This window comes from Nocardiopsis sp. CNZ308, assembly GCF_004217075.1.
The window spans coordinates 2,829,967-2,849,764 of the sequence record NZ_SHKJ01000001.1 but is presented as its reverse complement, the minus strand read 5'-3'; the positions used below and the strand labels follow the sequence as shown (position 1 = coordinate 2,849,764).

Annotated in this window: 19 protein-coding genes; 6 read left to right on the top strand and 13 right to left on the bottom strand. The window is 74.1% G+C overall.

Annotated elements, in window-relative coordinates; all coding sequences use genetic code 11:
• Positions 1-11: 11 nt before the first annotated feature.
• Together EV372_RS12390 and EV372_RS12385 are read right to left on the bottom strand one after the other, a co-directional pair.
• On the bottom strand, positions 12-974 hold the full coding sequence (locus EV372_RS12390) for a sugar kinase (protein WP_130396120.1): 963 nt from the start codon (positions 972-974) through the stop codon (positions 12-14).
• The gene (locus EV372_RS12385) at positions 971-2,569 is read right to left on the bottom strand and encodes an N-acyl-D-amino-acid deacylase family protein (RefSeq protein ID WP_130396119.1); all 1,599 of its coding nucleotides are present in this window, start codon (positions 2,567-2,569) and stop codon (positions 971-973) included. The genes EV372_RS12390 and EV372_RS12385 overlap by 4 nt, the downstream gene beginning before the upstream one ends.
• Before the next feature lie 183 nt (positions 2,570-2,752).
• Here EV372_RS12385 and EV372_RS12380 point away from each other — a divergent pair, with 183 nt between their 5' ends.
• Positions 2,753-3,133 (top strand): RidA family protein, encoded by a 381-nt coding sequence (locus EV372_RS12380; RefSeq protein WP_130396118.1) that lies wholly within the window; start codon positions 2,753-2,755, stop codon positions 3,131-3,133.
• Positions 3,134-3,214: 81 nt separating this feature from the next.
• On the opposite strand, the gene EV372_RS12375 is transcribed toward EV372_RS12380, so the two are convergent.
• From EV372_RS12375 to EV372_RS12365, 3 genes are all read right to left on the bottom strand, one after another.
• Positions 3,215-3,604 (bottom strand): CPBP family intramembrane glutamic endopeptidase, encoded by a 390-nt coding sequence (locus EV372_RS12375; RefSeq protein ID WP_197044251.1) that lies wholly within the window; start codon positions 3,602-3,604, stop codon positions 3,215-3,217.
• Between the two features lie 600 nt (positions 3,605-4,204).
• Positions 4,205-4,861 (bottom strand): SAM-dependent methyltransferase, encoded by a 657-nt coding sequence (locus tag EV372_RS12370; RefSeq protein WP_165435985.1) that lies wholly within the window; start codon positions 4,859-4,861, stop codon positions 4,205-4,207.
• 108 nt (positions 4,862-4,969) lie between these two features.
• Positions 4,970-5,587, bottom strand: a complete 618-nt coding sequence (locus EV372_RS12365; protein WP_130396116.1) for a TetR family transcriptional regulator — start codon at positions 5,585-5,587, stop codon at positions 4,970-4,972.
• Between the two features lie 206 nt (positions 5,588-5,793).
• On the opposite strand from EV372_RS12365, the gene EV372_RS12360 reads away from it, so the two are divergent.
• Positions 5,794-7,560, top strand: a complete 1,767-nt coding sequence (locus tag EV372_RS12360; RefSeq protein WP_130396115.1) for an MDR family MFS transporter — start codon at positions 5,794-5,796, stop codon at positions 7,558-7,560.
• A 10-nt stretch (positions 7,561-7,570) separates the two neighbouring features.
• Here EV372_RS12360 and EV372_RS12355 read toward each other — a convergent pair whose 3' ends face one another.
• Both EV372_RS12355 and EV372_RS12350 read right to left on the bottom strand, forming a co-directional pair.
• Entirely contained in the window at positions 7,571-8,020 is a 450-nt protein-coding gene (locus EV372_RS12355; protein WP_019609259.1) for a GNAT family N-acetyltransferase, read from the bottom strand.
• Positions 8,021-8,220: 200 nt separating this feature from the next.
• The gene (locus EV372_RS12350; protein WP_130398895.1) at positions 8,221-9,417 is read right to left on the bottom strand and encodes a F0F1 ATP synthase subunit B; all 1,197 of its coding nucleotides are present in this window, start codon (positions 9,415-9,417) and stop codon (positions 8,221-8,223) included.
• Positions 9,418-9,813: 396 nt separating this feature from the next.
• Between EV372_RS12350 and EV372_RS12345 the strand changes: the two genes are divergently transcribed.
• From EV372_RS12345 to EV372_RS12335, 3 genes are all read left to right on the top strand, one after another.
• The gene (locus tag EV372_RS12345; protein WP_013156469.1) at positions 9,814-10,368 is read left to right on the top strand and encodes a gamma carbonic anhydrase family protein; all 555 of its coding nucleotides are present in this window, start codon (positions 9,814-9,816) and stop codon (positions 10,366-10,368) included.
• Between the two features lie 270 nt (positions 10,369-10,638).
• On the top strand, positions 10,639-11,091 hold the full coding sequence (locus EV372_RS12340) for a hypothetical protein (protein WP_130396114.1): 453 nt from the start codon (positions 10,639-10,641) through the stop codon (positions 11,089-11,091).
• A 201-nt stretch (positions 11,092-11,292) separates the two neighbouring features.
• Entirely contained in the window at positions 11,293-12,057 is a 765-nt protein-coding gene (locus tag EV372_RS12335; protein ID WP_130396113.1) for a hypothetical protein, read from the top strand.
• A gap of 9 nt (positions 12,058-12,066) precedes the next feature.
• On the opposite strand, the gene EV372_RS12330 is transcribed toward EV372_RS12335, so the two are convergent.
• The 6 genes from EV372_RS12330 to EV372_RS12305 all read right to left on the bottom strand — a co-directional run bounded on the left by EV372_RS12330 (position 12,067) and on the right by EV372_RS12305 (position 18,354).
• Positions 12,067-13,281: a histidine kinase gene (locus tag EV372_RS12330; protein WP_130396112.1), complete on the bottom strand. Its 1,215-nt coding sequence runs from the start codon at positions 13,279-13,281 to the stop codon at positions 12,067-12,069.
• Positions 13,278-14,162: a sensor histidine kinase gene (locus EV372_RS12325; RefSeq protein ID WP_486484399.1), complete on the bottom strand. Its 885-nt coding sequence runs from the start codon at positions 14,160-14,162 to the stop codon at positions 13,278-13,280. Before EV372_RS12325 ends, EV372_RS12330 begins: the two co-directional genes overlap by 4 nt.
• A 598-nt stretch (positions 14,163-14,760) precedes the next feature.
• Positions 14,761-15,612 carry an ABC transporter permease gene (locus EV372_RS12320; RefSeq protein WP_130396111.1) on the bottom strand — a complete coding sequence of 284 codons (852 nt, stop codon included), beginning with the start codon at positions 15,610-15,612 and terminating at the stop codon, positions 14,761-14,763.
• 56 nt (positions 15,613-15,668) lie between these two features.
• On the bottom strand, positions 15,669-16,661 hold the full coding sequence (locus EV372_RS12315) for an ABC transporter ATP-binding protein (RefSeq protein WP_130396110.1): 993 nt from the start codon (positions 16,659-16,661) through the stop codon (positions 15,669-15,671).
• Positions 16,662-16,838: 177 nt separating this feature from the next.
• Positions 16,839-17,603, bottom strand: a complete 765-nt coding sequence (locus EV372_RS12310; protein WP_130396109.1) for a DUF2470 domain-containing protein — start codon at positions 17,601-17,603, stop codon at positions 16,839-16,841.
• 142 nt (positions 17,604-17,745) lie between these two features.
• Positions 17,746-18,354: a TetR/AcrR family transcriptional regulator gene (locus EV372_RS12305; RefSeq protein ID WP_130396108.1), complete on the bottom strand. Its 609-nt coding sequence runs from the start codon at positions 18,352-18,354 to the stop codon at positions 17,746-17,748.
• A 74-nt stretch (positions 18,355-18,428) separates the two neighbouring features.
• Here EV372_RS12305 and EV372_RS12300 point away from each other — a divergent pair, with 74 nt between their 5' ends.
• A complete protein-coding gene (locus tag EV372_RS12300) occupies positions 18,429-19,718 on the top strand; it encodes an alpha/beta hydrolase (protein WP_130396107.1) in 1,290 nt (429 codons plus the stop codon).
• Positions 19,719-19,798: the final 80 nt, after the last annotated feature.

Here is a 19,798-nt window from a genome sequence, read left to right as displayed (position 1 = left end):
CGGGCGGGAGCTCAGGCCCCCGCGGAGCCGCGGATCCGGGCGACGTCCCCGGGCAGGGCCTCCAGGACGTCCCCGGGAGAGCGCAGCACCGCGCCCGCGACCGCGTGGCCCAGGCGCAGCCGCTGTTCCACGGACAGCCCGTCCAGCAGGCCGGACAGGAAACCGGCGGCGAACGCGTCGCCCGCGCCCACGGCCTCGACCACGTCCACCGGCGGGGACGGCGCGAACACCGCCCCCTCGGAGTCGAAGCAGGTCGCGCCGTGCTCGGCGTCCTTGACCACCAGGACCGGCACCTCGGGCAGCACCGCCCGCACGTCCTCGGCCGCCGGGGTGCCCCACAGCCGCTCGGCCTCGTCCCGGCCAACGAAGACCACGTCGGCGCGGCGGGCCAGGTCGAGCAGCACCGGCGCGGCGGTCCTGGCCCCCCACAGGGCGGGCCGGTGGTTGACGTCGAAGGAGCGCAGCGCGCCGTTCCCGGTCCGCCGGTCCAGCAGGTGCTCCACGAGCGCCGAGGCGCGCGCGGACAGGGCCGGGGTGATGCCGGACAGGTGGACCACCCGGGGGTCGCGCGCCCACACCCGCTCGGCGTCGGCGGCCGACAGGGCGGAGGCGGCCGAACCGGCGCGGTAGTACAGCACGCCCGCGCCGCCGGGGCCGGTGTCCTTGACGTACAGGCCGGTGGGGCGCTCGGGGTCCACCTCCACTCCGGTCACGTCCGCGCCGCACCCGGCGACGGCACCGGTGACGATGCGGCCGAAGGGGTCGTCGCCGACGCGGCTGACCCAGGCGGCGGTGTGCCCCAGGGCCGCCAGGGCGACCGCCACGTTGGACTCCGCGCCGCCGGTGCCCACGACCAGCTTCGTTCCGGCCGCGAGCGCCTCGGCCGAGGCGAGCACCGCCATGGTCTCGCCGACGCAGACGGCGTCGGCGCTGTTGGTCGGGTCGCTCCCCGCGGGGGTCGGGTGCTCGCTCATCGGCGGTTCCTCCGGACGGATCGGCCGGGCAGGCGGTCGGTGCGGCGGCCGTCCCGGACGGTGAAGTCACCCGACACGAGGACGTGGTGGATGCCCCGGGGGGCCAGGCGCGGTTCCTCGTAGGTGGCGAGGGCGTCCACGGTGGCGGGGTCCAGGACCACCAGGTCGGCGACGGCGCCGGCCTGGATGACGCCGCGGTCGGTGAGGCCGAGTCTACGCGCGGGCCGGGAGGTGAGGTGGCGGACGCACTCCTCCAGCGTGAGTACGCCGAGTTCGCGCACGTAGTGGCCCAGGTAGCGGGGGAAGGTGCCCCAGCCGCGCGGGTGCGGCCTGGCGCCGACGAGGATGCCGTCGCTCCCGGCCGTGTGGGAGCTGTGTCGCATGATGGTGCGGATGTTCTCCTCGTTGCCCACCTGGAGCAGGCAGCCGCTGCGCAGCTCGTCGGCCACGAGAAGCTCCATGTAGAGGTCGCCGGGGAGGCGGCCGCGCGTGCGCGCCAGGTCGGCGACGGAGGATCCGACGGCCCAGGAGAGCCCGGGGTCGGCGACGCCGGTGACGACGATGGCGGACCAGTCCATGGGGACGCCGTGGTTGCCGTCGGTGCCCTCCTCCTCGATCTCGCGCAGGACGCGCGCGCGGGTGGGGGCGTCGCGCAGGCGCTCCAGGGTGGCGGCGGTTCCGCCGACCTGGACCCAGCTGGGCAGCGGGGCGCCCAGGTGGGTGGCGCTGGCCCGGTAGGGGTAGCTGTCGAGGGTGACGTCGAGGCCGTAGTGGACGGTGGCCTCGTCGATGGCGTCCAGGACCTCGGGGGCGCGGCCCCGGTTCTGCGGGAAGTTGACGTGGCAGTGCGCCAGGTGCAGGGCGACCTGGGCGCGACGCGCGGTCTCCAGGCACTCGCGGTAGGACTCCACGACCCGGGAGCCGTAGTTGCGGTGGTGGGGGCAGTAGTAGCCGCCCGCGGCGCGGACGGGTTCGAGGAGGGCGACGATCTCGTCGTCGGTGGCGTACATGCCCGGGGTGTAGGTCAGGCCGGTGGACAGTCCGTGCGCGCCGTCGGCCATGCCCTGGGCGACGATCCGGCGCATGCGGTCGAGCTCGTCGTCGGTGGGCGGGCGGTCCTCGCCGCCCAGGACGGCCATGCGCACGTTGCCCTGGGGGACGAGGACGGCGGCGTTGACGGGGGCGCCCGCGTCGATCCGGTCGAGGTACTCGCCCACGGTGCGCCAGGAGTGGTCGAGGTCGGGCCGGCCGTTCCACGCGGCGAGCTGGGCGCGCAGCTCCCCGGCGGTGTCGTCGGTGACGGGGGCGTAGCCGAGCCCGTCCTGGCCCAGGACCTCCAGGGTGACGCCCTGGAGGGTCTTGGCCTCGTGCGCGGGGTCGGCGAGGACGGCCAGGTCCGAGTGGGAGTGCATGTCGACGAACCCCGGGGTGACCGCGAGCCCCTCCACGTCCACGACGGTGCCCGTGGTGCGCGCGCCGCCGGGTGGGACGATGTGGGCGATGCGGCCGTCGCGGAGGACGAGGTCGGCGCGGCGGGAGGGACCGCCGGTGCCGTCGACCACCAGTCCGCCGGTGAGTACGGTCTCGGAATGCACTGTTCCTCCGTTCGACGTACCGGTCACCCCGGCGCGGCGCGCGGCCGACCGGTGTCCGGTGTGGCCAAGATACGCTGCCCGGAAGAAAATTGGTAACTTTGTTGCCAGTAAAGCGCCCGTGAAACGGCACGAGCACCGGCGCGCGCACGCGCCGCCGGAGCAGACCAGCGAAGGAGTCCACGGATGTCCAAGAAGGCGGTCCGCACCGACAACGCCCCCGCTCCGGCCGGGGCGTACAGCCAGGGAGTGGTCGCGGGCGGGTTCCTGTACACCGCGGGCTTCGGCCCGCAGGAGCCCGAGACCGGCCGCGTGGCCCCGACCGTGGGCGAGCAGACCGCCCAGGTGCTGGCCAACATCTCCGCCGTGCTCGCCGAGCACGGCCTGACGCTGGACGACATCGTGAAGGCGACCGTCCACCTGGAGAACCTCAAGGCGGACTTCCCGGAGTTCAACGCCGTGTACGAGGAGCACTTCAGCGCCCCCTACCCCGTGCGCACCACCGTGGGCTCGGACCTGGCGAACATCCTCGTGGAGATCGACGTGGTGGCCAAGCTCCGGGACTGAGCCCCGACCGGTCGGCCGGGACCCGCGCGGGCCCCGGCCGACCGCCGGACGCCGCGGGCCCCCGCGCCGGCGCCCGGCCCCTCACAGGAGGCCGAGCAGGATCCCTCCCGAGTTGACGAGGCCGTGCACGACCAGGATCGGCCACATCCGGCGGTACCGGCTCCACAGGAGGCCGAGGAAGAGCCCCTGGACCCCCTGGTTGACGAAGACCATGGCGAGGTCCAGCGGGAGGTCGCCCCGCCCCTGGATGGCCACGTGCCAGCACGCCCACAGCAGCGAGGACAGCACGATCGCGGGCCAGGCGCCGAGGACCGCCTCCCATCTGCTCTGGAGCCAGCGCCGGTAGAAGACCTCCTCCAACAGCGCGTTGACCAGGAACACCACGACGACGGTGGCGACCAGGGTGAGGGCGTCCACCGTGCGGCCGTAGTCGCTGGGCGGCATCGCGAACGGCCCGGCGTAGGTGAGCACCGCCCACCCCAGCACCGGGACCGCCGGGGCCCAGCCGTGCCGGACCGGCCCGGGGCGGCCCGCCTCCCGCCAGGCCCGTCCCGAGCGCCGCGGCCACCACAAGAGGAGTGAGGGCGCGGCCAGGAGGAGCGCCAGTTTGAGCAGGGTGTGCGCCGGTTCCCCCCGCCCAGCGCGTACAGCGCCACCGCGAACAGCAGGGCCAGGCCGGTCAGGGCCAGCGCCTCCGGGAGCGGCCGCCCCTCGGGCGCGGACCCGTCCGCGGGGGCCTCGGGCCGGGGCAGCACCAGCACGAGCGCGACACCGGCGAGGGCGGGGACCCAGCGGGTCCACATGGGCACGGTGCCGTCGTGGTCGGCGCTGTAGCGGATGCCGGTCTCACCGGTCAGCAGGAGCAGGAGCGCGGATCCCGCGATGACCGCGAGTCCGAGGACGAGGACGGCGGCGGGCAGGACCCGCCGCACCGGGTGTGGGGGAGGCATCCCGGCACTGTAGTCGCGCCCGCGGACAGCCCCGGAGGGCGCCGCGCCGCGCCGCCCGCGCCCCGCGGACCGCGCGGACGGGCGCACCCGTCCGCGCCCCGCCTCCTGCGACGGGTCCCCGTCAGGCCTCGCGGCGGGCGCGGACCACCAGGTCGTGGACGGTGTGGGTCTCCCCGTCCAGGACGGCCGTCCCCGCGCGGACCTCGTCGGCCAGCACGGTCCACTCCTCCCGGGGCAGGGCCGCCACCACCTCGTCGCCCGTGTAGAACAGGTCCGGGTCCGGCGGGCGGGGCACGCCCTCCTCCAGGTCCCGGGGGTGGTGCGCGACGACCAGGAGTTCTCCCCCGGGCGCGACCGCCGAGGCCAGCGCGGCGAAGAACCGCGCGCGCCAGCGCTCGCGCAGGTGCATGAACTGCGAGGTCACCAGCTCGAACGCGTCCTCGTCCGGGGACCAGCGGGTCACGTCCGCCCGCTTCCAGGTGATGCGCCCGGGTACCTCCCCGCCCCGCTCGCGGGCGTGGGCGGCGCCCCTGTCCAGAGCCACGGTCGAGATGTCGAGCGCGGTCACCCGCCAGCCGCGTTCGGCCAGCCAGATCGCGTCGGCGCCCTCACCGCCGCCCACGTCCAGCGCCCGTCCGGGTTCGAGGTCGGCCGCCTCGGCCACCAGGTGGCGGTTGGGCCTGCCGCTCCAGATCCGTTCCTGTGAGCGGTAGCGCTCGTTCCAGAAGTCCTCGCCCATCTCCTCGGGCAGGGAGTCCGCCGCGTGTTCACCGGTCATGTCGACCACCTCCGCGCCCCACTCTCCACGCGCGGTCCGCGGGGCGCGACGTTCTTTGCCGTCCCGGCAAAACGTGTCGTCCGCCCGGGAGGACGGGACCGCCGGCGGTCACCGGCTCCCCGGCGCGTCCCCGGCGCCCTCGGCGAAGTCGTCCATGCACAGGTCCAGCAGCGCCTGGATCCGGTCCGTGAGCCGGTCGCGGTCGAGCGCGCGCAGCGCCGTGGCCCCCTCGACCACGCGCACCCGGGTCAGCCCCAGCATCACGGCCGAGATCAGCGAGGCGTGCGCCCGGCCGTCGTTCCCGCCGAGGTAGACCGTCAGCGGGTCGATCATCGCGCTGGTGATCCGCCCCTGGTAGACCGCCTGGAGGTCGGGGTCGCCCGCGGAGTCGTCCAGGGCGCGCTGGAGCGCGGTGGCCTCGCCGTGCAGGCGGCTCACCGCGTGCTCGGCCAGGCGCCGGGTGAGGGTGGCGGTTTCGCCCTCGATCAGCCCCGGGAAGACGCCGTCCTCGCGCAGGAGTTCGGTCAGCAGTCCGCTCTTGGCGCCGAAGTAGCGGTTGATGAGCGCGACGTTGACCCCCGCGTGCGCGGCGATCATCCTCGACGACACCGAACCGTAGCCCTCGTTGGTGAACAGCTCCTTGGCGCTGGCCAGGATGCGGGCTCTGGTGGCCTCCCGCCCCCTCGTCGGCCCGGGGCCGCCTCCGGTTTCCTCCGGACGGTCCATCTGCGTACCCCTTGGCGGCTGCGATCTGGCGGTCAGTACTCCAGGTTGACACTTCCGGAGAACCGACGCATACCGAAACGTGCGGAGAGATATGGATTTGACAGGTCAACAGTGTTTACATATACCTGAGGACAGGACGACGCCCCCGGCAGCACGCCGCGGGGCCTTTTGTGCGTCCACGATCGGGGGCTTGTGTGGAACAGTCGTTGCGTGGAGGAGCCGGAGCCGGGGACACTCCCCCGGGCGTCGAACCCCGGGCGGTCGCGCGGACACGGACCTGCGGTGATCCCCTCACCGAAACACCGCTGACGGACGCCCCGCCCGGCGACGTCCCGGCCGGGGACGCCCCCGGGGACGCCCCCGCGGCGGACGTCCCGGCCGTCCCCGCCGCCGACGAGGCCCCCGAGCTGCCCTCGCGCCGCGTGGTGCGCCGCATCATGGTCGGCCTGGTCCTGGCCATGCTCACCTCGATGCTCACCAACTCCATCGTGGGCACCGCCCTGCCGACGATCATGGGGGAGCTGGGCGGCCAGGACCGCCTGGCCTGGGTCGCCACGGCCGCCCTGCTCACGATGACCGCCTCCACCCCCGTGTGGGGCAAGCTCTCCGACATCTGGGGGCGCAAGCTCCTCTTCCAGCTGGCCCTGGGCATCTTCATCGTGGCCTCGGTCGCCGCGGGCCTGGCGCAGGACATCAACTGGCTGATCGCGGCCCGCGCCCTCCAGGGGCTGGGCGTCGGCGGGCTGGCCACGCTGCCCAACATCATCCTGGGAGACGTGGTCCCGCCCCGCGAGCGCGGCCGCTACAGCGGCCTCATCGGCATGGTGTTCGGGGTGTCCACCGTGCTGGGACCGCTGGTGGGCGGGTTCCTGGTGGACAGCCCGCTCGGCTGGCGGTGGTGCTTCCTCATCACCGTGCCGCTGGCCCTGTTCGCCTTCGTCGTCATCCAGTTCATGTTCACCATGCCCTTCGTCCCCCGCCGCGACGCGCCCGTGGACTGGCTGGGCGCCGGGCTGATCTTCAGCGCCGCGAGCACCGTGATCGTGCTGCTCAGCCTGGGCGGCACGCAGTTCCCGTGGAACTCGCCGCTGTCCTACGCCCTGGGCGCCGGGGCCGCCCTGCTCACAGCCGCGGCCGTGGTGGTCGAGCGGCGGGCGCGGGAGCCGATCATCCCGGCACGCCTGTTCGGCGACCGGACGTTCGTGCTGTCCTCGCTCGGGTCGGCCTGCGTCGGGATGATGATGTTCGGCCTGATCATCTACATGCCGCAGTACCTCCAGATGGTGCACGGCATGACGCCGACCGTGTCGGGCCTGATGACGCTGCCGCTGGTGGCGTCGTTCCTGCTCACCTCGATCGGCTCCGGCTACGCGGTGGGCGGCAGCGGCCGCTGGAAGGCCTACCCGGTCGCGGGCATGGCCCTGTGCCTGTTCGGGTTCGCCGCCCTCAGCCTGGCCTACCTGGACACCGGGCTGACCACGGTGGTCGCGGGCCAGATGATGGTCGGCCTGGGTCTGGGCCTGTGCATGCAGATCCTGCTGCTGGCGACGCAGAGCGCCCTGCCCCTGTCGGACATGGCCACGGGTACGGCCTCCGTCGTGTTCTTCCGCAACCTGGGCGGCGCCACCGGCGTGGCCGCGTTCGGCGCGGTGATGGTGGGACGGCTCAACGGCGAACTGGCCCAGGCGTCGGCCGACGCGCGGGCCCAGGTGGCGGCGGACGCCGCGGCCGGGACCGACTCGGGCGCGCGGGAACTGTCGGTCGGCCTGTCGGGGGCGGCCGAGGCCGCGCAGGGCTCCCCCGAACTGGTGCACTCGCTGCCGGAGCCGGTCCGCGACGTGGTCGTGGGCGCCTTCGACCACGCCATGCAGGGCGTGTTCCTGGCGGGGATCCCGATCGCCGTGATCGGGCTGGTCACCGTGGTGTTCATGCGGGGTGTGCCGCTGAGCGGGGGCTCGGCGGCCAAGCGCTGACGCCCGCGGGTCACAGGTAGCGGCGGAAGCCCTCGGCGGAGCTGTCGAAGCCCAGCGCGGTGTGGAACCGGTGGACGTCCTGGCCGTTCTCGTGCGCCAGCAGCTCCACCTTGTAGCACCCGGCCCGCGTGGCGCGGTCGAGCGCGTCCTCCATGAGCGCCCGGCCGATGCCCCGGCCCCGGGCCAGGGGGTCGACCACGAGGTTGTCCACCACGGCCCAGGGCTGGGCGTCGTGGGTCAGGTTGGCCACGACCAGCAGGTCCAGGGTGCCGATGATCTGGCCGCGCTGCTCGGCGACGAGGATCGTGCGGTCGGGGTCGTTCTCCATCCGCGTCCAGGCGCGTACGGCGGCGGAGGACATGCGGACGTGCGCGCTCTGCGCGTGGGTGGTGTCGCCGAGTTCCCTGAGAAGACGCAGAATCGCACCGAGGTCCGACCGGATGGCCGCGCGGATAATCATGGCTGTCGGCATCGTAGCCGACAGCCTGCGACAAGGCGGACGTCACCCTACATCGGGACACAAAACGCCGGGGGCGGGGACGTGGTCCCCGCCCCCGGACCGCGTTCCGGGCCGGTGCGCCGCGAGGGCTCGCCGCGGGCCCGGAGAGGACTGGCCGGGAAGGGCTCCCCGGGCGCTCCCGTCCGAGCGGAGCCGCGGGGTCAGGGCTTGCGGATGACCCGGACGCCGTCCTCGCCCTTGGGCGGCTGGTTGTGGCCGGACTCCGGGTGGCGGTAGATACCGGTGATGCCCGGATCGCCGCCCTGCTCCTGGCCCTTCTGGCCCTGTTGCGGACCGGACTGCGGCTGCTGCGGGCCCGCCTGGCCCTGCTGCGGGCCGGACTGCGGCTTCTGGTCGCCCTCGGGGGCGGGACCGGTGAAGCGGGCGCCCTGCGGGGGGCGGGGAGCGGACTGGGCCTGGTCCTTCGGGGAGGAGTCCTCCGCCGGGTCCTGGCCGGTCTGCTCCGGCTTGGCCACCGGCCTGATGCGCACGGTCGCCTCGTCCGGCTGCTGCTGGAGCGGAGGCAGCTTGGTGGTGGCCTCGTCCTTGTCCCCGGGCGCGGCCGGGGCCGGCTTGGCCGGAGCGGGCGCGGCCGCCTCGGGACGGGGCTGGGGCCGGGAGGGCTCCGCGGCGCGCTCGGGGGCCTTGGCCGCCGCGGCGGGCTTGGCCGGGGCCGGCTTGGCCGGGGCGGACGCGGCGGCCACCTCGTCGCGGGAGAGCCCGCTCTCCAGCGCGCCCGCCTTGTCCTCGGCCGCGACCAGGTCGGCCAGGGTCGAGTGCATGTCCTTGAGGCGGCGCAGCGCCTCGGCGTGCGTGGCGGTGAGGGTGGCGAGCCTGCGGTCCGCGGTGTCGTGGATCTTCTTCGCGCGCGCCTCGGCCTCGTTCAGGCGGCGCTCGCCCTCCTGCTTGGCCTGCTCCCGGAGCTGGTCGGACTCCTTCTTGGCGCTGTCGACCATCGAGTGGGCCTCCGAGCGCGCGGAGGACAGGATCCGCTCGGCGTGCTCCTCGGCGTCCTTGCGGTACTTGGCGATCTCGTCCTGGGCCTTCTTCTCGGCCTCCTTCACCTCGGACTCGACCTTGGAGCGGCGCTCCTGGGCCTCCTCCTCGGCGATGCGCAGGATCTCGGCCATGCGCTCGCTGATCTGCTCGTGCTCCGGCTTGACCTGCGCCTTCTCGCGGGCGATGGCGAGGTCGCGCTTGTACTGCTCCAGCTCGTCGTCCAGCCGCTGGAGGCGCTCGCGCAGACTCTTGACCTGGTTGTCCGTCCGCACGAAGTAGTCGTCGACGTGCGCCTTGTCATAGCCGCCCTTGCGCACCGTCGGAAACCTGTCCTGCTGGAGTCCGCCGCCCGGCAACATATCGCTCATGTGCCCTTCATGTCCTTACACCGTTGTGACTGTACGACGCAGAAGGTGCGAGTTGACCCGTACCCATTGTCACCACGACACCTGACCGGTCTCGTTAGCGACATACGCCCGATAGTGCCCTTTTCTGCATACCGGCTCGGCCGCCTGGGGCACCGGTCGGGAGCGGAGCGTAACGCCGTGGACACCGTCCAGGCGACCAAGGTAGACACGCGCGGCGCGGCCGCGTCAAGATCCCCGACCGGACATCGCCGTGCGGACCCCGGTCACGTTCTTACTAAGGTATGCGCGATCATCCCCGTACGGGGGCAGAGCGGTCAACTTCCCGCTGATCCGCCCCCTCCCGGGGGAGACGGACACGGCGGTACGAGACGCAGGGAGGGCCACGAGATGGACAACGGCCGCACGGAAGGCGGGCCCGCGGGGCCCCGCGTGGGCGGAGCGGACTTCGGACGACCGGAGGTCCACCCGAGCGCGTGGATCGCGCCCGGCGCGGTGGTGGTCGGCCGCGTGCGCTTGGGCGCCCGGAGCAGCGTGTGGTACGGGTCGGTGCTGCGCGCCGACACCGAGGACGTCGTCGTCGGTGACCGGGTCAACATCCAGGACCAGTGCGGCCTGCACTCCGATCCCGGTGAGCCCGTGATCCTGCACGACGACGTGAGCCTGGGCCACAAGGCGATGGTGCACGGCGCGGTCGTGGAGGAGGGCGCGCTCATCGGCATCGGCGCCATCGTGCTGGGCGGCGCCCGCGTCGGCCGGGGCGCCCTGGTCGCGGCGGGCTCCCTCGTGCCGCCGGGCAAGACCGTCCCGCCGGACACGCTGTGGGCGGGCGTGCCCGGCAAGGTGGTGCGTGAGCTCAACGACAACGACCGGCTGGTGCTCCAGCACACTCCGGCCCACTACGCGGCGCTCGCCGCCCAGCACCAGGACGTCACCTGGGCCTAGCGTCACGCCGGGTCGGAACGAAAGTCGTAGCCGGGGCACCGGCGCGGTGGTCCGAAAGCACCGCGCCCGCCCAGGCGGGGCCCATTCCTGGCTAACCCGGGTGACTCCGCCGCCTGGTCCTCACGGGTCATGCGCACCGGCCCGCCCCGCGCGTAGCCTGGTACTCCTCACGCCCGCGTGGGTCCGGATCCGTCGCACCCGTACCCACGGCACTCCGGCGCGGGGTGTCCCGTCCTGCCGCGACACCGTTGTCTCAGGGGGTGAGCTCACGTGAACCACAGCCTCGACCTGCACGACCACCTCCACGACCACGTCGCGCTGGACGAGATCGAACTGTACGCCGAGGTGCTCATCGCGGTGGCCGACGCCGACCGCCCGCTGAGCCCCGAGGAGATCGACCGGGTGCTCGGGCTGTCCGGGGCGCCCGCGGCCCCCGCCGGACCGGCCCGCTCCGCCAGCCCCCTCCCCTGCGACGGCCCCGGTCCCGCCGACCGGACGGCACACGTCCGCGATCCCGCCCCCGAGCAGCCTCCCCGGGCGGCGGGTCCCGTGCCCGGCCCCGCCCGACCGCGCGACGGGGGCCCCGGCACGCGGCGCTCGTGGTCCACCGATCCGCTCCCGGCCGAGTACCGGCTGCCGCCCGCGGTGCTGCCCGCGCCCCGCGACGTGCCCGAGCCCCACATCCTGTGGTCCCCGCTGCCCCTCGCCCCCTGGCACGTCTGAGGCCGTCCGTCCCTCCCCTCCCACGGCCCGCAGGCCCCTCCGGCCTGCCCGAAAGGACGGAGACCGGCCGCACCGACCGACCGCGCTGACCGGTGGCGGCCCGATCCGGCCACGGCGGCCCGTCTCCGCGCGCCCCGGTCTGGGTAGTGCTTCTGTGGGCCCCGACCCCCGGGAGCCCCCAGCAGCGCGCAGGAGCCCCTGATGCCACCAGGACCGGACAGGCCGGACCGCGGCGACCGACACCGCGTCGGTCCGCGCCCCCGCACCGACGGCCGCGAGCCCGACAACGCCCGTCGGGTCACCCTCGTCATCGCCCTCGTCGTGACCTTCGCCTTCCTGCTGGCCACCGCGGCCGGACTCGGCTGGTTCCTCTCCGACGGCGGGCCCCTGTCCGGTTCGGCTTCGGAGTCCGCCGAGGAGGGCGGTGGCGCGGCCGACGGCGGTGGCGCGGGGGAGGGCGACGGCGGCGCGGGGGGCACGGAGGACACCCCGCGGGACCCTGCGGGCGGCGGGGACACCGGCGCTGACCCCCCGGCCGGGTTGGCCTACGAACTCCCCGGTGAGGAGTGGCACAGGCTCGACGACGGGGAGGTCCCCTCGGAGTACACCTCCTACGCGGTCCTCGGCCCGGCCGAGGACCCGGACGCGGTCATCGTCACCGGCACCGAGGAACTCGGTTCGGTGGAGCCGATCGCGGTGGCCGGGGTGCGGCTGGCCGTGGACATGGCCGCCGACCTGGCCGCCGAGGGCGGCGTGTGGGCCGAGCCCTCCGGCCAGACCGACGTGGACGGGCTGCCCGCCTTCGGGGCGACCATGGGCAGCGACTCGGGGGACACCTACGGCCGCTTCGTGATCGTGGAGCTGGACGACGGCCGGGGCGCGTTCATGCTCGGGGTCAACACCGAGGGCGGGGACGGCGCCACCGGGGACATCGACGCGGCCTTCGACTCGGTGGGCACGCGCTGAACCGGGGGGTCAGAGCGGCAGGACCGCGCGGAGCAGGAAGCCCCCCTCCGGGGTGCGGGCCGCGGAGAGGGTGCCGCCGCCCATGGCCACCCGCTCGGACAGGCCGGCGAGCCCGTTGCCCGACTCCCTCCCGCCCTGGCCGCCGCCCCGGGCGCGGTCGTTGAACACCTCGACCACGAGCGTCCGGGGGCCCGCGGCGCTGTCACGGGCGAGGGTGAAGCTGATCTGGCACTCGTGGGCGTCGCTGTGCCGCAGGACGTTCGTGCCGCCCTCGCGCACCACCCAGGCGGCGAGCGCCGCGGTCCGCGGCGGCAGGTCCAGTCCCTCCAGCCCGGTGGTGACCGTCCTGGTGCCCCCCGCGTCGAGGACCGCGCGGACGGCCTCCGTCTCGCCCGCCAGGTCGACCTCCCGGTAGCCGCTGACCGCCGACCTCACCTGCTGGAGCGCCTGTCTGGCGAGCACCTGCACCTCCGCCATCTCCGCGCCCGCCCGGCCGGGGTCCCGCTCCACGAGCCGCCCGGCCAGCTGGGCCTTGACCGCGAGCGCGGAGAGGCTGTGCCCGAGCAGGTCGTGCATGTCGCGGGCGAAGCGGAGCCGCTCCTCGCTCACCGCGAGCTGGGCGCGGGCCCGCTGTCCCGCGACGGCCTCGCGGCTGATGTCCCACAGCCAGATCATGGAGAGCGAGGCCCCGGCGAACATCAGCCCGCTGAAGATCATCACCAGCCACACCAGCAGGTAGAGGAGCGGCTGGAACCGCGTCTCGAACCCGTAGAAGGGGACCACGAGCCAGGGCAGCGCCAGCAGGGCGGCGGTGACGTACGCGCTGCGCCTGCGCGGGGCGAGGAAGACCCCGGTCCCCCACCACGCGGCCAGGAAGAACACGGTGTTGATCGGCTCCTGGAGGCACAGGGCGACCACGACGATCAGTCCGAGCGAGGTCCAGTAGGCGCGCGGGTCCGGGTTTCGCCTGCCGTCCAGCCTGGCCCGGAGCATCACGATCAGCAGCACGGCGATCGGCACGGAGGCGACCACCCCGGTCAGGGAGCGCCACAGGGGCCACTCCGAGGCCGCGGCCGTGACCACGTCGATCAGGGGCATCCCCACGACGAGCAGCGAGGTGAAGCCCACCGAGACGATGACGATGCGCCGGGCGAAGCGGACCCTGCGGTCGCCCTCCCGGTCGGAGGCGGTGTACTCGGCGGTGGGCGTGCCGTGGTCGCTCAACGTGACTCCTCGGTGTGGTGGACTCCGCCGGACAGCGGAAGAACGGCTCTGAGCAGGAAACCGCCGTCGTCCGTACGGGTCGCCGACAGTGTGCCACCCTCCCGTGCGACGCGTTCGGAGAGCCCGGCCAGACCGCTGGCCGAGGCCGCGCCGTCCTCCGGGCCGCCGCGCGCACGGTCGTTGGACACCTCCACCACGAGAGACCTCCCCCCGCGCCCGGTGTCCCCGTCCACGGAGAAGGAGATCCGGCAGCGGCGGGCGTCGCTGTGCCGCAGGACGTTGGTGGCCCCCTCGCGCAGCACCCGGGCGGCCAGCGCGGTCACGGCCGGGAACCGTTCCGGGGCCGCCGTTCCGGTGACCACGGTCTCGGTGCCGTTGGCGCGCAGGACCGCGCCGATCGACTCGACCTCCGCGGCCAGGTCCACACCCCGGTAGTCGCTGACCGCCGACCTCACCTGCTGGAGCACCCGTCGCGCCAGCTCGTGCACCTCGTTGATCTCGGCCGCGGAGCCCGCCGGATCGCTCTCCAGCAGCAGCTCGGCCCGTCTGGCCCTGGCTTCGAGCGCGCTCAGGCCCTGGCCGATCACCCCCTGCATGTCCTGGGCGAACCGGAGCCGCTCCTCGCTCACCGCCAGCCGGGTGCGGGCGTGCTCCCCCTCCAGAGCCTCTTTTGTGGCCTCCCACAGGCGGAACATGGTCAGGGCGACGAACCAGATCATGAGGGTCCAGCCCACTGAGAACAGGCTGGAGAACACCAGCACGAAGAGGGGTAGGTCCACCAGTGTGACGGACGGGTGCAGCCAGGGCAGCACCAGCAGGGCGAGGCCGACGAGGAGGGAACGCCTCCAGGGGGCGGAGAAGGCCGCCACCCCCACCAACACGTGCAGGTGAGGAAGACGTACGGCGTGACCTGTATGAGGAGGCACACCGGGAAGAGCAGAGCGAGCGAGCCCCAGTAGAGCCGGGGGTCGGCGGTCCTCCTCCCGTCCACCCGGCTCCGGATCATGCACAGGCACAGCAGCGCGCACAACAGGGCGACCGCGGTGGACACCGCGGGAGGCCAGGTCCTGGACCCGTCCTCCGAGCCGACGGAGCGGACCCCGGACAGGAGCAGTTCCATGAACGGCGCGAAAGGCACCATCAGCGCCAGCGAGCCCAACGTCCACAGGATGCACCACCGCGCGAACCGGAGCCTGCGCAGGAAACGGGGGTTCATGCCCGCGTCGGCCCCTGGAACGGGAGAGGGGACCGCCGAGTCCGCTGACCCGTGCCCGGCGGTGAACGTGTCCCGGGTACCCACCGCTCCTCCTCTCCTCCGCCGTGGCCGACGGCTCCTCCGCGACCGCCGTCGGCCGCACCACAACCACCGTAGAAGCCGCGGCCCCCTCCGAACGGTTGTCCACAGGCCTTTCCGGGCGTGCACGGAAAAGGCCGGGGCAGGCCGTCCGTCCCCGGCCTCCCCGGCGCCCCGCGCCCGCCCTACGGCTGGCGGGGGTCCCACCTGAAGTAGCGGCGCACCAGCAGGGCCAGCACCGCGATCCAGGCGAGCATGATCCCGATGGAGGGCAGGGCCGCGGCCCACAGGGCGAGGTAACCCTTCTCCTGCCCGTCCCCGAAGCCCCGGAAGGCGTCGTAGCCGGAGTAGGCGGTCTGCGCCATCTCCCCGGCGGGAACGGAGGGGACGAAGCCGATGATCACGCGAGCGGTCTCCGGCAGGAACTCCAGCGGGATGAGACCGCCGCCCACGAACAGCAGGACCAGCATGGGCAGCATCGAGATCATCTGGGCGGACTCGGCGTTGCGGACGATCGGGGTGATGAGCAGCCCCATCAGGGAGAACATGACGGAGCTGAGGACCACGGCGACGACGAGCATCAGCGGGTCCCGGGGAAGGTTGCCGAAGAAGACGAGGACCAGGGCGGCCACCACCACCGTGATCGCCAGGGAGAAGACCACCACGGCCCCGATGACGCCGCCGAAGACCGCCAGCTGGGACACCCCGCTGACCCGCAGCCGCTTGAGGACCAGGGACTCCCTCCGCGCGGTGAACACGTTGGAGGGGTGGCCGACGCCCAGGATGAGCCCGATGGATCCGATGGTGGCGACCATGGCCATCTGCCCCATCCCGAAGCCGGGGACGACCTCGTCGTCGGGGAGGCTCGTGGTCATGAAGGCGAAGAAGAGCGGCAGGGCCAGGTACATCCAGGCGGTCTTGTACCGGGCGAACAGGGTGAACTCGGTCCGGGCCAGGCGGACGGCCTGCCTGGTCCAGCTGACGGTGGGCCGGACGCCGGTGGCGTGAGTGGCGGGGGCGGTGGTGTTCGCGGTCATCGCGGTGTCTCCTCGAAGGGCTCTGGGGCGGGGGGCACGGAGCGCTGCGGCGCGCGTCAGACCAGGTCGGCGGCGCCGTCGGCGACCCGGAGGAACACGTCCTCCAGGGAGGCGCTGCGCACCTGGAGGCTGCGCAGGACGGTGCCGTTCTCCACGGCCCAGGACATGAGCGCGGCCACCGCGTGGTGCGCCCGCTCCTCGACGTCCCCCCGCGTGACCGTGTAGGTGGCCCACAGCGCCTGGCCGCGCGTCTCCACGGAGACGTCCGCGCCCTCGACGCGGGGCAGGTTGGCGGTGCGCACGTTCGGGGGCAGCACGAAGCTCACCCGGTCGCCCCAGCCCGCGAGGACCTCCTGGATCGTCCCCTCCACGCGGACCTCGCCGCGGTGCATGATCGCCAGCCGGTCGGCGAGCCGCTCGGCCTCCTCCAGGTAGTGGGTGGTGAGCAGGACCGCCACGCCCTCCCGCTTGAGGTCGTTGACGATGCGCCAGGTCTCGATGCGGCCCTCGGCGTCCATGCCGGTGGTGGGCTCGTCCAGGTACAGGACCTCGGGCCTGGTCAGCAGTGCCAGCGCCAGGTCCAGGCGGCGCTTCTGCCCTCCGGACAGCTGGCGGACCGCGATCCCGCGCTTGTCGGCGAGGCCGACCAGCTCCAGCGTCTCGTCCGTGTCCCTGGGCGTGGCCGCGAGGTCGCGGGCCAGGTGCAGGGTCTCGGTGACGCTCAGGTCCTCCAGCAGGCCGCTGCCCTGGAGGACGGCGTTGGTGCGCTCCCGGACTCCGGCGGGCTGGCCGTAGGGGTCGAGGCCGAAGACCCGGACACTGCCGGAGCTGGGGCGGCGGAAGCCCTCCATCGTCTCGATGGTGGTGGTCTTGCCCGCGCCGTTGGTCCCGAGGAGGGCGAAGAGCTCGCCGGGGTGGATCTCGAAGGAGACCCCCTTGACCGCCTCGAAGTCGCCGTAGTGCTGGTGGAGGTCGCGGACGACCACCGCCGGGCCGGTGGCGTCCTGTCGGCCGGGGCCGGTCGCTGCGGTGCTCTCTGTCGTCGTCATGTCCCCAGGTTCCCGCGGAGCGGCCCACGCGGAACAGACGCCGTTATCACCGGCCGCACGGGGGAACCTACCGGCGCGCGCACTGACAAATGTCATCGGGCCGGTGCGGCGGCCGCTGGTGCGCGGTCGTGGCCGCGCCCTCGGGGCCCTCGGCCGCGCCCGCCTTCCGGCGACCGCTCATCCGCGGTCGTAGCCCTGGGGGACGGGGTGTCCGGCCAGCCGGTGCACCTGGACGGCGACGTCGTCGGGGGTGCGCGCCGGGCGGGTGAAGGGCAGGTGCACGTCGTGGTGGCCCCGCGCGGCCTCCACCCGCAGCCGCAGCCCGAGGCGGTCCACGCCCAGGGGCCGGGGCCGGCCTCCGCGCGCGGCGCCGGGAGCGGCGGCCAGCAGGTCGCCCACCAGGTCCGGGTGGTCCTCGTCGAGGTGGCGCAGCCAGGGCGCCTCCCAGAGGCAGAACGGGTCGGGGCGCGCGGCGGCCAGTTCGGCCGGATCGAGCACGTGGGCCCCGTCGTGGTCGGACTGGACCACCAGGGCGGTGCGCAGGACCACCATCGTCAGGCCGTGCCCGATCTCCAGCAGCCGGTCGTCGGTGGCGGCCTCGGGCAGCCGGGCCGCGCGGACGCGGGCGTGGGCGTGCTCCAGGGCCTCCACCGCGCCGCTCACCCACAGCACCGCCCGCACCCTGTCGCGCATCAGCACGGGCGACAGGTCGGTGAACTCCGCCATCACCACGGGGCCCCTGGGGCGGGGGTCCGTGAGCGGGTGGCCGTCGGGCAGCAGGAGGCTCACGGCGCCGTCGGCGTGCACGTGGCAGGGGGCGTCCTCCAGGTGCACGGTCCCCGCCTCGCCGAACCGGTCCGTGGCCGCCGCCACGGTCACCGGACCGCCGCGGGCCAGGGTGGAACGGGCGCGATCGGCGGGAGGGGGAACGGGGGCGTTCACGGGCGACCACCTCGAATAGAAGACAGTCAGGTAAGGCTAACCTAAATCACCCTTCCCTGGAAGCCCCTCCCCCGCACCGCGTTCACGGGGACGGCACCGGCGCGGGCGGTCCCCGCACGGGAGGTCCGCCCACACGGGACGTCTACCCGCGCGTGACCGCCGCGACCGCCGCCTCCACCGCGGCGCGCTGGGCGTCCAGCGGGGTGCCCGGGGGCTGGCGGACGGCGCTGAGCCAGATCCCGTCCACCAGGACCAGCAGGAGTTCCACCAGGGCGTCCGGGTCCTGCCCGGGGGCCAGTTCCCCCTGCTCGCCCGCCCAGCCGACGGCGGCGCGCAGAGCGGCGCGGGCCCGGACGTCGAACCCGGCCAGGACCTCCGCGAACTCGGCGTCCACGGCCGCGCGGGCGTAGAACGCCGACCAGACGCGGGCCTCGGCCAGACGCTCGTCGTCGGTCGGCAGCAGGTCGGTGAGCACCTGCCGCAGCCCCTCGGCGAAGGACAGCAGCCCCGGGCCGATCCGCACCCGGGCGAGCCGCGCGGAGACCGCGTCGACGACCTCGTGCATGGCGAAGAGGAGAAGCGCCTCCTTGGTCCCGAAGTCGCGCTGGACGGCTCCGACGGAGAGTCCGGCCTCGGCCGCCACGGTGCGGATGCTGACGCTCTCCAGGCCCTCGCGGGCGGCGATCCGGTGCAGGGCGGCGGCCACCTGTCGGCGGCGTCCGTCCTTGTCCACGTACCTGGGCACGGCCACATTCTGACACACCCCCCGTTCTGATACGTTCGTATCGATACGAACGTATCGAAGGAGTTCTCGAAGGGGAGACCATGGACCGACGGAACCGCGCCGCCGCGGCCGCCCGCTGGCTGGCGACCGCCCTCGCGGGCACGACCGCGCTTGTCGGCGCGGGCGCCGCCGCGCTCGTCCTGCTGCCGCCGCCCTCGTGGGACGCCTGGCAGTACGGACTGCTGGTACTGGAGTTCAGCCTGGTGTTCGCCGCCCTGGCTGTCGTCGGCCTGGTCCCGGCCCTGCTCGCGGCGGGGCGGCCGCGCCCGCGCAAGGACACCGGGCGGCGTCCGGACGCGGGAAGCAGGGGAGCGGTGCGGCGTCGGCGCCTCGCCGTGACGGCAGCCGCGGCCAACGGCGCGGTGCTGGTCGCCGCCCTCGTCCCGCCCGCGTCGGTCTGGTCCACCGCCCGCGCCGAGGGCGCCCGGCTCGACCTCGGCGAGTACGCCGCCGGACTCGCCACGAGCGCCGACCGCGCGCCCGAGACCCGCGTCTACCTGCGCACCGGCGAGTCAGCGGTCGGGGACGCCTCCGACCCGCAGGAGCTGGAACTGGACGTGTGGGAGCCCGAGCGGCGGCGGGGGGACGCCCCGCTGCCGATCGTGGTGAACGTCCACGGAGGCGCGGACGACCTGCCGCAGAGCCTCCTCCCCCGCTGGGACGTGTGGCTGGCCGACAGCGGGTACGTGGTGTTCGACGTCGACTACCGCTACTTCCCCGACGGCGACTGGTCGGTGCCGGTCTCCGACGTCAAGTGCGCGATCGGCTGGGCCCGTGAGCACGCCGCGGAGTACGGGGCCGACCCCGACCGGGTCGCCGTCACCGGCCAGTCGGCGGGCGGCCTGCTCGCCCTCCTGGCCGGGTACGGCTCGGACGAGGAGATCCCCCCGAGCTGCGACGTGCCCGACACCGGCGTCGACGCGGTCGTGGCCTGGTACGCGGTGGCCGACGGCACCGCCGGGGCGCCCGAGGTGCCCTGGCGCCAGCGCAACTCCCCGATGGGCGGCGACCTCCTGGAGGAGAGCGAGCGCCTGATGGGCGGCTCCGTGGCGGAGCTGCCCGAGGAGTACGCGATGAGCTCGCCCATCACGTACGTCTCGCCGGAGGTTCCGCCCACGATGCTGATCACGCCCGGCCACGACCTGTTCCTGGGGCCGGAGGACAACCGCCGCCTCGCCGCCCGGCTCGACGCTGCCGGGGTCCCGCACCGGCACCTGGAGATCCCCTGGGCGGAGCACATGTTCGACCTCAACTGGGGAGGGTTCGCCAGCCAGGTCACCCGGCACGGCCTGGACGGGTTCCTCGACGAACACCTCGCCGCCTCGCCGTGAGCGGTTCCGCCCCCGGTCTGGAAGCGCCCCTGCCCCCGGCCGTGGGCGGCGCCGCCTCCGCCCTGTGAACGGCTCTGTCC